Origin of the sequence: Streptomyces recifensis (assembly GCF_002154615.1) — a bacterium.
Taxonomy (GTDB): Bacteria; Actinomycetota; Actinomycetes; order Streptomycetales; family Streptomycetaceae; genus Streptomyces; species Streptomyces griseoluteus.
In genome coordinates this window covers 1-10,396 of the sequence record NZ_MUNH01000117.1, presented here as the reverse complement: position 1 = coordinate 10,396, position 10,396 = coordinate 1, and the positions used below count along the sequence as shown (strand labels likewise).

9 protein-coding genes and 1 pseudogene are annotated in these 10,396 nt (G+C 72.3%); 5 read left to right on the top strand and 5 right to left on the bottom strand.

What is annotated here, in order from left to right:
• The 3 genes from CCN33_RS07625 to CCN33_RS07615 all read left to right on the top strand — a co-directional run.
• The coding region (locus CCN33_RS07625) for a DUF4232 domain-containing protein (RefSeq protein WP_140394488.1) at window positions 1-290 on the top strand (290 nt) is incomplete at its 5' end.
• A gap of 129 nt (window positions 291-419) precedes the next feature.
• The gene (locus CCN33_RS07620) at window positions 420-1,178 is read left to right on the top strand and encodes a polysaccharide deacetylase family protein (RefSeq protein ID WP_086692520.1); all 759 of its coding nucleotides are present in this window, start codon (window positions 420-422) and stop codon (window positions 1,176-1,178) included.
• 51 nt (window positions 1,179-1,229) lie between these two features.
• Window positions 1,230-1,799: a hypothetical protein gene (locus CCN33_RS07615; RefSeq protein ID WP_086692518.1), complete on the top strand. Its 570-nt coding sequence runs from the start codon at window positions 1,230-1,232 to the stop codon at window positions 1,797-1,799.
• A gap of 19 nt (window positions 1,800-1,818) precedes the next feature.
• Here the strand turns inward: CCN33_RS07615 and CCN33_RS07610 are convergent, their stop codons facing one another.
• The 3 genes from CCN33_RS07610 to CCN33_RS07600 form a co-directional block, all read right to left on the bottom strand.
• Window positions 1,819-3,198 (bottom strand): phosphatase PAP2 family protein, encoded by a 1,380-nt coding sequence (locus CCN33_RS07610; protein ID WP_086692516.1) that lies wholly within the window; start codon window positions 3,196-3,198, stop codon window positions 1,819-1,821.
• Window positions 3,199-3,437: 239 nt separating this feature from the next.
• Entirely contained in the window at window positions 3,438-4,427 is a 990-nt protein-coding gene (locus tag CCN33_RS32470; protein ID WP_244173720.1) for an LAETG motif-containing sortase-dependent surface protein, read from the bottom strand.
• Window positions 4,428-4,648: 221 nt separating this feature from the next.
• Window positions 4,649-5,521, bottom strand: a complete 873-nt coding sequence (locus tag CCN33_RS07600) for a PhzF family phenazine biosynthesis isomerase (protein ID WP_086692514.1) — start codon at window positions 5,519-5,521, stop codon at window positions 4,649-4,651.
• 92 nt (window positions 5,522-5,613) lie between these two features.
• On the opposite strand from CCN33_RS07600, the gene CCN33_RS07595 reads away from it, so the two are divergent.
• Window positions 5,614-6,504: a LysR family transcriptional regulator gene (locus CCN33_RS07595; RefSeq protein ID WP_086692512.1), complete on the top strand. Its 891-nt coding sequence runs from the start codon at window positions 5,614-5,616 to the stop codon at window positions 6,502-6,504.
• A 17-nt stretch (window positions 6,505-6,521) separates the two neighbouring features.
• Here CCN33_RS07595 and CCN33_RS07590 read toward each other — a convergent pair whose 3' ends face one another.
• Entirely contained in the window at window positions 6,522-8,462 is a 1,941-nt protein-coding gene (locus CCN33_RS07590) for a TerD family protein (protein ID WP_086692510.1), read from the bottom strand.
• Window positions 8,463-8,727: 265 nt separating this feature from the next.
• Here CCN33_RS07590 and CCN33_RS07585 point away from each other — a divergent pair, with 265 nt between their 5' ends.
• A complete protein-coding gene (locus tag CCN33_RS07585; RefSeq protein WP_086692508.1) occupies window positions 8,728-9,489 on the top strand; it encodes a glycosyltransferase family protein in 762 nt (253 codons plus the stop codon).
• Window positions 9,490-9,532: 43 nt separating this feature from the next.
• On the opposite strand, the pseudogene CCN33_RS31895 reads toward CCN33_RS07585, so the two are convergent.
• A pseudogene (locus tag CCN33_RS31895) lies at window positions 9,533-10,396 on the bottom strand (hypothetical protein); the annotation flags it as partial.

Sequence of the window (10,396 nt, the reverse complement as noted above, 5' to 3'; positions counted from 1 at the left end):
GCGCCGGCGCCGACGCGCAGGCCCCGCTCGCCCGCGTCGAGGACAGCAAGCCGCAGGCCGTGGTGACGCTCAAGCCGGGCGAGTCCGCGTACGCCGGCATCGCCACGTACTCCCCCGACGGCGAGGGCGGTGCCACCGAGAAGACCCTCGGCGTGTTCTTCACCGACCGGAACGCGGGCGGCACCGGCAAGGAGAAGACGCTGAACCTGCCGAACGGCGGAGTCTTCTTCAACAGCGCGGCCGCGGTGACGTACTGGCAGGACAACGCGGCCGACGCCCTGGTCTGGTAGGGACGTTGTCCGGGAACTCCCCCGGAATTGTCCGTGATCGGTAACACGCGCATCCCCCCGCTCCCGCCCTCCGTCCTGACAAGTGGTCGCGACGCGGCCGGGGTCGGACGGGCGAGAGTGGGGGCGGGCATGGCGCGGCACAACGGGACGCGGGGCTGGTACGGCAAGGTGGTCGGGGCGGCGCTCGGCGTCACGATGCTCGCGGTCGGCGCGTCCATCTGGACCGCACAGGCCGACACCGCCGGCGGGCCCGCGCCGAAGCCCGCGACGAGCAGCGTCAAGCCGGTCGACATGACCATCGCGCACTCCTCCGACCGGGGCGCGCGCGGCGTCAACATCACCATCGACGACGGCCCCGACCCCACCTGGACGCCCCAGGTGCTGGCCGTGCTCGAGGAGTACGGGGTGAAGGCCACGTTCTGCATGGTCGGCACCCAGGCGCAGGCGCACCCCGACCTGGTGAAGCAGGTCGTCGCCGCCGGGCACCGGCTGTGCGACCACACGGTGTCGCACGACACGGCGATGGACAAGAAGCCCGTGTCCTACCAGTCGCGGCAGATCCTCGACGCCGAACGCATGATCACCGAGGCGTCCGGGGGCGTACGGCCGATGTACTACCGCGCTCCCGGCGGCGCCTTCACCCCCGCCAGCCGCAAGCTCGCCGCCTCGCGGGGGATGCGTCCGCTGGGCTGGAACGTCGACACCAAGGACTTCGAACGGCCCGGCACGGACGCCATCGTGACCACGGTCGAGCGTGAACTCCCCAACGGGCCGACGCTGTTGTTCCACGACGCGGGCGGTGACCGTTCGCAGACGGTCGAAGCGCTGCGCCGGGTGCTGCCCGAGCTCAAGCAGCGGGGTTACTCGTTCGGCTTCCCGGTGCGCTGAGAACCGTTCGCGCCCTCCTGCCCTCCCCCACTTCGAAAGGAACTTCCTCTGATGAACCGCCACCTGCGCAAGGCCGTCGTCGCCTCTGTCGCGATCACGGCCGGGCTGCTGATGACGGCGTGCCAGAGCGGCTCGGACTCCGCCACCGCCTCCGGCACGAGCACCGCGTCCACCGCGGGGACGGCCACGGAGACCCCCGCGTCCCAGGGGACCGGCGGGTCGGAGCCGCAAGGCGCGCAGCAGGGCTCCGGCGCGGACTCCTCCACCGGCACGGGCTCCGGCTCCGGCTCCGGCTCCGGCTCCAACACCGGCTCACCCTCCCGTGACACCGCCGTCGAGGGCATCGACAAGGGCCACGGCGTCAACGGCACCTGGTTCGGCAACGTCTCGTACCTCGCCCCCGGCAAGTACACGGTCAGCGACCAGAAGGGCAGCGAGCAGGAATTCCTCCTCGCCGAGGACACCGAGATCATCGGCTACGACGACATCTGCGGCGACCCGGGCGTGACCGGCGGCACCAAGTGCACCGAGGCCCAGCTGGAGACGGCCGCGAAGAAGGGCGTCTCGGCGGAGGTTGTGATCAAGAACGGCATCGCCACGAGCATCCACGACGACCACTGAGCCCCGCCGCGACGACGCCTCACGCCGGTTCGAGCTGCGGCTCCGGCCGGGGCGCCGGCGGGGCGGGCTTCGGCTCCCAGCGGGCGGTGGTCCGGAGGTAGCCGTAGATCATCGCCGCCGTGGCCAGGAGGATGAAGGGGCCGACCGTCCAGGGGTGGTGAGCCATCTGTACGGGCACGAAGCGGACCGCGAGCAGGAGGGCGGTGAAGAACGCCACTCCCCCGGCGACCTGCTGTACGGCCGGGCGGTCCCAGCCGTGGTCGAGTGCGCGCAGGGCCGTCTCGATGGTGAGCGTGAACACCACACCGGCGACGAGGTCGATGCCGTAGTGGTAGCCGAATCCCAGGGTCGCGGCGAGGGTGGCCAGGAGCCAGAAGGTGCCCGCGACGCGCAGGAACCGCGGGGCTCTGCGGGAGTGGATGAAGATCGCGGTGGCCCAGGCGGTGTGCAGGCTGGGCATGCAGTTGCGGGGCGTGATCGCGTCGTAGACCACCGAGTGCGGGGACCCGACCGCCGGCGGGGTGTGCGGCCAGATCTCGGCGACGGCCCAGTGCGCGCTGCCCGTGCCGAAGGCGCCGGTGCCGTAGGCGAAGACGGGCCCGACCACGGGGTAGATCATGTAGATGGCCGGTCCGAGCAGGCCGATCACCAGGAACGTACGCACCAGATGGTGGGCCGGGAAGCGGCGCTCGGCCGCCACGTTGCGGAGCTGGTACAGCGCCACGACGACCGCGGCCACCGCGAGCTGGCCGTAGACCGCGTGGAGGATGTGCCAGCCCACCGGGCCGGAGGCGTCGACGATCCGGCCCGCCACCCACGAAGGGTTGCCCAGCGCGTGATCGGCGGTCGCCACGTACGGATCGAGCACCTGGGGACGGGTCTTGGAGGTGATCAGCAGCCAGGTGTCGCCCGTCTTGCGGCCGGCCACCAGCAGCAGGCCCAGGCCGACGCCCTTCAGCAGCAGGACGCGCTCCCGGCCGGTACGACGGGTGAGCGCGATGACCCCGCACCCCAGCACCACCCACAGCGCGCCGTTGCCGAACGCGCGGCCCTCGTCCCCGCCGACACCACCGAGGCCGAACGCCCAGCGCGTCAGCGCGAGGACGACGTCGATGCCGAGCGCCGCTCCGAGCGCGATGAAGCGCTGCCGCCAGGGGAGCACCACCAGCGTCAGCGCCAGGCCGGCGTACAGCAGGGCCCCCGACTTGGGCCGGTACACCAGCTCCGCGACCTGGTGGGTGAGCGGCCCCGGCAGGCCGTACCGCCGCGCGGACAGCTCCAGCGCGACGAGGAACCCGAGAGCCGTCACACCCGCCGCGGCCCAGAGCCCCGTCCGCGCCCGACCCTTGGGGGCGGACGCGGTCGGGCCGGATATTCGCGAAAACCCCCGTGACAGCATGCGCCTCAACTTATCGGCACAGGGCGCTGAAAAGCGCCCCTATGGACAGAACTGATCAACAACGGGCGGACCTGGGCGGGGAACGGCACGTGAACAGGCCCGGACGGGAGGCCGTCCGGGCCTGTTCGGGGTCGTACGGGGCGGGCTGTGGCTTTGGTCATACGGGGTGGCCGTAACCTCAGCCCTGGAGGATCGGCCGGCACCTCAGCCGTGCGGTGCCGCCCTCACCTCCGGACTCGTCAGACCGCGACGTTCCCGCCCTCGGTGCGACGGCGGCGGACGACGAAGACCGCGCCGAGGCCGAGCGCGACGGCCGCGCCACCGGCGAGGGCTATCGCCGGGAGGGCCGAGCTGGAGCCGGTCTCGGCGAGGTGGCCCTGGGGGACGACCTGGGTGTTGCCGGCGGGCTTGGTGGTGGGCAGGGGCTTGCTGCCGCCCTGCGGCTTCGGGGTGGAGTCGTCGACCGGGCCGGGGGTGGCGCCCGCGGCGAGGATGTCGAACTCGTAGAAGTCGTCGTCCGAGGCGTAGACGCAGTTGCCCTCGTCGTCCACGTACGAACCGATGCTGATGGCGAAGCCGGCCCCGGCGGGGGCCTTCTTGTCCACCGACAGGCGCAGGTCGATGGAGAACGACTCCTTGGCCTTCACGTCGGTGTAGCCGAGGTAGCCGGCGGACTCGTCGTCGAGGTCCACGGAGATGTCGTTCCACTTGCCCGAGGTCGGGTCCTGGTACTGCAGGGTGAGGTACTGGGTGGCGTCGGAGAAGTCGTCCTCGCCCATCGCCGCGGCGAAGACACCGAGGTCGACCCGCTTGTAGGCGTGCTCGCCCGAGTTCTTCACGTTGAGCTTGAAGCCGTGGAACCCGCTGCCCGCGACGATCTTCGACGGCAGCCCGGTGAGGCTGGTGGTGAGCTCCTTGTCGAGCTTCGGGTCGGTGTCGTCGCAGTCCTCCGGGCCGGTGGACGCGGACGCCGACGCGGAGGCGGAAGCGCTCGGCGAGGTGGACGCGGAGGTGGAGGCGGACGCCGACGGCGAGGTGGTGTCCTTGGACGGCGCGGCCGAGGTGGAGTTCTCGGCGGGCGGGGTGGAGGTGCCCGTCTCGGCCGGGGTGGAGGTGCCGGTGGCCGGGGTGGAGGTGACGCCGCCCTCGGGCTCGGTCTCACCCGTCGTGACCGACTCGGTGGCCGAGGGCGAGGGGTTCTCCTCCGCCTGCGCCACCGAGGCCGTCATGAGCACGACCGGAGAGAGAACGGCCGTCGCAGCAGCGAGGGCCAGGGAACGACGCAGCTTCATTACGAACCTCTGGGCAGCAGGGATCAACGTATGCGCATAGCTGACTCGCCTGCGGGAAAAATGGTTGCCCAAAAAGTTTCGAAATCTCTACGCCAAGTGCCCGAGTTCCGCATACAGATGGGGCATGACTGATCATTTACGGATGAGACGGGCGGGACTCAGGAGGCCGGCGCGGCGATCGGTACGGCCTGCCCGGTGACCCTCACGGGAGTCTCGTACGGGTCCACCTCGATGGTGAGGTCGCTCGGGCGGCCCATGTCCTCGCCCTGGCGGATGGTGATCACGCTCGGTGCGGTCACCAGGCCGATGGTGCGCAGATAGCCGCCGAACGCTGCCGCCGCCGCGCCGGTGGCCGGGTCCTCGACGACGCCGCCGACGGGGAAGGGATCGCGGGCGTGGTAACTGCCGTCGTCCTCCCGCCAGACGAGGTGGACGGTCGTCCACCCGTGGGTGCGCATGACGGTGGCGAGGGCGTCGAAGTCGTAGGCCAGGTCGGCCAGTCGGGCGCGAGAGGCGGCGGCGAGGACCAGGTGGTCGTTGCCCCCGAAGGCCACGTGCGGCGGCAGGGCCGGGTCGAGGTCGGCGGCGTCCCAGCGCAGGGCGGCCAGCGTGGCGGTCAACTCGGTGGCGTCGGCCGGGCGGGAGTGGGCGGGGACGCTGGTGAGGGTGGCCCGTACGGTGCCGTCCCGGCCGGCCGTCGTCTCCACCCTGATCTCCCCCGCGGGGGTGTCGAAGAAGAGCTCACCGGTGCCGATGCGTTCGGCGAGGGCCACCGCGGTGGCGACCGTGGCGTGGCCGCAGAAGGCGACCTCGGCGAGGGGGCTGAAGTAGCGCAGCGTGAACCGGCGTCGGGCGTCGTCCCGTCCGGTGACGAAGGCGGTCTCGGAGTAGCCGACCTCGGCCGCGACGGCGAGCATGCGCTGCTCGTCGAGGCCCGTCGCGTCGAGGACGACCCCGGCGGGGTTGCCCCCATGGGGGTCGGGGGTGAAGGCCGCGTAGCGCAGGACATCGGGTGCCGTGGTGTGAGCCATGTCCTCATGCTGGCGCCCCGAGGGGCATCAACGCCAACGATAGTTTTTCATACCGGCCATCGGCACTCTCGATGGCTGGCTACCCTTCCGCCATGGAAACCCGGCTCCTCCAGACCTTCGCCACGCTGGCCAGAACGGGCAGCTTCACCTCCGCGGCGGCTGAGCTGCGGCTCGCGCAGTCCACGGTGACCGTACAGATCAAGGCGTTGGAGAAGGCGCTGGGCACGCGGCTGTTCGACCGGGTGGCCAGGGGGGCGCTGCTCACCGAGGACGGGCGCCGGCTGCTCGGTACGGCCGAGGAGGTGCTGGAGGCGGAGTCCCGGCTGTTCGCGGCCGCCGCCGAGGACGGCCCCGTCACCGGGACGGTGGTGGTGGGCGCGGGCGAGACCTTGTGCTCGGCCCATCTGCCGCTCATCGTCGCCGCGTTGCGTGAACTCCACCCCGAGGTGGAGGTCCAGCTGGAGCCCCGCGGCACCTCCGCCGCGCTGACCGGCCTGCGCTCCGGCCAGCTGGACCTCGCCCTGCTGCTGGAGGAGCGCGTCGACCACGCGGACATCGCCGCCGAACGCATCGCCGCCCAGCCGCTGGACCTGCTGTGCGCCCCGGGCCACCGGCTGGCGGACCGTACCCGTCCGGCGACCTGGGAGGAGCTGGCCAAGGAGGACTTCTTCCTCCACGAACAGGGCTGCTCCTACAGCGACTGGCTCGCCGGCCAGCTCCAGGCGGTCCCCGGCGCACACCCCCGCATGACCCGCTTCGGCAGCATCGAGGCGGCCCGCTCCTGCGTCACCGCGGGCCTCGGCCTGACGGTCCTCCCCCACGCGAACGCGTCCCGCGCCCTGGAGGAGGGCCGCCTGACCCTCGTCGCGGGGCCGCCCCTGCCGGACGTCCCCATCCACCTGGCCCACCACCGGCGACGGCACCCGACGCGGGCGGCTCAAGCGGTGGTGAAGGCGGTCGTACGGCACTTCGAGCGGGTGTGACCCCTACGGAGTCCCCCTCACTCCAGGTGCGCCACGACCGATCGGTGGAAGCGGTGTACCGCCTCGTCCACGCTGCGGATGAAGCTGGACTCGGCGTTGCCCCGGGTGCTGCCCATGGTTTTCAGGAGGGAGAGGCGGAAGGCGGTTACCGGGGTGTTGGTGGTGGGGAGCATGTTGCCGGGTTCGGGTCGGAGGCGTTCCAGGGTGCTGCGGGGGCCGCCGCCCCCGCCCTCCAGGAGGGTCTCGACATGCAGGTCGGCGGGGGCCTCGGCGAGGCGGCGGACGAGGCGCTTGGCCCAGCTCAGGGGGTAGCCCTGGGTGGGCGCCGGGATCTCGATCGAGGTGCGCAGACGGCCCGTGCGGAGGTCGGCAGTGAGGGCCAGGACGCCCGGCGTGCCCTCGATGCGCAGCTCGGCGCCGAGGCGGCCGTCCGCGCAGAGCTGGTCGGCCAGCAGAGCCCGCCGCGCCGCCGGGTCGATGCCGCGCCGGGTGCGCTGGACGGGCAGTACCTTGTGGCCGAGTTCGCCGCCCAGGCGCAGGCAGACCTGCCGGACCAGGCGTTCCCAGCTCTCCACCACCTCCAGCGCGCGCGGGTCGCCCTGGCAGAGGGTCTCGTCGTCGATGCCGTTGCGCACGGGAACCCAGGCCGCGCCCATGTTCTGGAAGCCGTGGCAGCCGGAGTTCTCGTGCTGGAGGTAGTGCAGCAGCTCGCGGAGCAGCCAAGCGTGCGCGGCGTCGTTCACGCCCTCGTGCTGGATCAGCATCTGCGCCTGGTGCGCCACCTCGGCCCAGGACAGGTGCCGCAGCGCCACCTTGTGCTTGCGCCGCCCGTCGATCTTGACGTCGACCAGCGGGCTGCCCTCCAGCTCGACGTCGTTCGTCAGCGTAATGACGGCCTCGTAGCCCCGGCGGGCGGCGATGTCCATGTACGCCTGGACCTGCTCGGCCTTGAGCGCGTTGCCATTGGTCTTCGTCTCGACCAGGGCCGTCCACAGCTTGCCCGCCCGCTCGACCCGGATCACTCCGTCCGGGCGGCGTGGAGTGTCGCCGTGCGGCAGCGTGACCTCGGTGAACGTCTCCATGCGTCCGGCCGGCGCGCCGAAGCCGGCGGTGAGCCGCCGGCCGAACTCCGGGATCTGCGCCATCACCGACAGCAGCACCGAGGTCGCCCGCGCCTCCCGGTCCCGGTCGCTCTTGAGCGCGGACACCGGGAACAGCCGGGCCTCCCGCCAGGAGTCGTTGTCCGCCAGCGACCGCCGGGGCGCCTTCGGCAGCGTGACCTTCTTCTTCGCGGTACGGGGACGGGCGGGCGCCTTCACGGCCACGGCCTGGCGGGGTGCGGGGACCTGCGCGTGTACGGGCTCCGGTGGCGTCTGCTCGACCGGCGCCGGCACCGGCGCCTGGTCCCCCGCGTCGTCGTCGATGTCCACGCCGAAATCGGTGGCCAGCCCCGCGAGTCCGGAGCCGTACCCCTGGCCGACCGCGCGGAACTTCCACGCCCCGTCCCGCCGGTACAGCTCACCGAAGATGAACGCGCTCATCGGGCCCGTGTCCGTGATCGTGAAGCCGACCAGGTCCGTGCCGACGCCGTCCGCCAGCGTCAGGCGCAGGTTTTCCAGCTCCCCGAAGTGCGCCCCCTCGTACCGGCTCGCCGCCACCACGATGCGCGTGACCCCCGCCGGGATCGCGGTCAGGTCGAAGCCGATGCTGTCCTGGCTGCCGTCCCCCGTGGGCGTCTTGCCGAGCAACTGCACGCTGCCGTCCGGCGCGACGGGGTTGTTGTAGAAGTAGAAGTCGGCGTCGCTGCGCACCTTGCCGTCGGAATTCAGCAGCAGTACGGAGACGTCCGCATCGCCCTCGCCCGTGGGGCTCGTCCAATTCAGGCCGACCACCACGGAGTCGACGCTCTCGCTCAGCGCCGCCAGTGCCACATTGGCTCCCTTGGCCAACTCCTGCATGACCCACCCCCCAAGTAGTGCCCTGCGGACGCGCCTCCCCCCGGCGTCGACCTGCGCCGATGACACCGTGCGACGCGTCGCGCACTCAGTGCCCGAGAACGTTAATACGCACTGGGCGCGACCGCGCCGGTCCGGACGGAAGAAGTGTTGTCGGCCTCGGGAGTTTGGGGGGCCTTTTGCGGAGCCGGCCTGGGGGTGTGTGTGCGCATTACGCTTTTGGATGTTCGGGGCTGGGCCTCGGCTGTCGGAGGGGAGCGCGTTTCGTATGCCTACGCTCAGTGTCCTGACGCCCGTTCACGACGGTGGGCACGGCTATCTGCGGGAGTTGTACGACTCGTTGCGTGCGCAGCGGTTGCCCGAGGGGTGGGAGCTCCAGTGGGTGGTGCAGGAGGACGGGGAGACGGGGCGGCCGGCGGGGGTGTTGCCGGAGGAGGCGTGGATCTCCACCGGGACCGGGCGGCACGGCGGGGCCGCGCGGGCTCGTACGCTCGGGCTGGCTCGGGTCGGCGGCGCCCTGCTGCGTTGCGTCGATGCCGATGATCTGCTGCCCGATGCCGACGCGCTCGCCCGCGACATCGAGGTGCTGGTGGCCCAGCCCGGTTACGGGTGGACCGTCGCCCCCTGCCTCGACCTGCACCCCGACGGGCGGCTCGAGCCCGGACCCTACGATCCCGAGCCCGGTCCGTTGCCCGCTCGGGCCCTGCTGGACGGGGCCGCGCGAGGGGCCATGCCGGTGGTCGGGACCACCCAGACCGTTCACTCCGAGCTGGTCCGGCTCCTGGGCGGTTGGCCCGCGCTGCCCGCGTTCGAGGACGGCGCGCTGCTGCTGAGCTGCGAGGCGGTCAGTCCGGGCTGGATGCAGGCCGAGCCCGGCACCCTCTACCGCAAGCACCCCACCCAGCACACCGCGTCCGAAGCCTTCCGGGACCATGCCGAGGCCCGGCTCCGCGTCCGGATCGCGGTCCAGCGGGCGGAGGCGCTGCACGCGGCGGGGTGGCGCTGGCGCCCTACGGCACTCAAGGGCTGACCCGGTCGCCTTCGTGTTTCACGTGAAACCACCCGATTGCCCCTCACATACGGCTGGACGTTCTGCTCGGCACCGGCGTGTCCGTCCGAGGTGCCGGCACCGTGGCTCGCGTGGTCCGGGGTGCCTCGATGTCGGCGAGCAGGCGGTGCAGAAAGACGCGTACGGACGGGATGTCGGGGGAGTCCGGGGTGCCCGGCAAAGGCACGCGGGCGTCCAGCGTGGCGAGGGTGCGGTGGGCGCGGTGCCAGGCGCGGGCGGTGTGGCCTTGGTGGTGGTCGGTGTAGGCGCGGGCGTAGCGGGCGAGGGCCGTCGCCCAGGCGTCGTCGCGTACGCCGGGGGACGACAGCGCCCGGCGTGCGCTGCGGCCCGCCGCGCCCGGTGAGCTGCGGGCCTGGGCAAGGGCCAGTGCCGCCAGGCTCACGGCGGGGGCCGGGCCACCGGGGGCGAACGCCGGGACGGTGTCGGCGGCCTGCCGGAAGCACTCGGCGGCCGTACGGGCGTCCCCGCGCTCCCACGCCACCACCCCCTGGACATGCGCGACCCAGCCGATCAGCGCGTCGTCCCCGGCGAGGACCGCCACCGGCCAGACCTGGCCGAGCAGGGTGCGGGCGGTGGCCGGGTCGCCAGGGGCGTGCAGCCAGGCGGCGAGCCAGCGGGCACGGGCGGTGAGGTGGTCGTCGGCGGTCGCGCGGGGCAGCAGGCGGCCCAGATGGGCGCGGCCCTCCTCGCCATGGTCGTGCACCGTCCACCAGAACCACAGGTCGGTCACCGTGGCCAGCGCCGCCGTCACCTGAGCGGCCGGTGCATCGGGGCGGGACGCGTACTCCACGAGCGCCGTCAGCTCGGCCGTGTTGTCCCGGACGAGACGGGCCGCCTGACGCTGGTCACCCGCGTGCCACAGATGCTC

Excerpts from the sequence above, each read along its gene's own strand:
- CCN33_RS07585 (WP_086692508.1), top strand. The coding sequence starts at position 8,728 with ATGCCTACGCTCAGTGTCCTGACGCCCGTTCACGACGGTGGGCACGGC.
- CCN33_RS32470 (WP_244173720.1), bottom strand. The coding sequence starts at position 4,427 with ATGACGGCCTCGGTGGCGCAGGCGGAGGAGAACCCCTCGCCCTCGGCC.
- CCN33_RS07595 (WP_086692512.1), top strand. The coding sequence starts at position 5,614 with ATGGAAACCCGGCTCCTCCAGACCTTCGCCACGCTGGCCAGAACGGGC.
- CCN33_RS07610 (WP_086692516.1), bottom strand. The coding sequence starts at position 3,198 with ATGCTGTCACGGGGGTTTTCGCGAATATCCGGCCCGACCGCGTCCGCC.
- CCN33_RS07590 (WP_086692510.1), bottom strand. The coding sequence starts at position 8,462 with ATGCAGGAGTTGGCCAAGGGAGCCAATGTGGCACTGGCGGCGCTGAGC.
- CCN33_RS07615 (WP_086692518.1), top strand. The coding sequence starts at position 1,230 with ATGAACCGCCACCTGCGCAAGGCCGTCGTCGCCTCTGTCGCGATCACG.
- CCN33_RS07600 (WP_086692514.1), bottom strand. The coding sequence starts at position 5,521 with ATGGCTCACACCACGGCACCCGATGTCCTGCGCTACGCGGCCTTCACC.
- CCN33_RS07620 (WP_086692520.1), top strand. The coding sequence starts at position 420 with ATGGCGCGGCACAACGGGACGCGGGGCTGGTACGGCAAGGTGGTCGGG.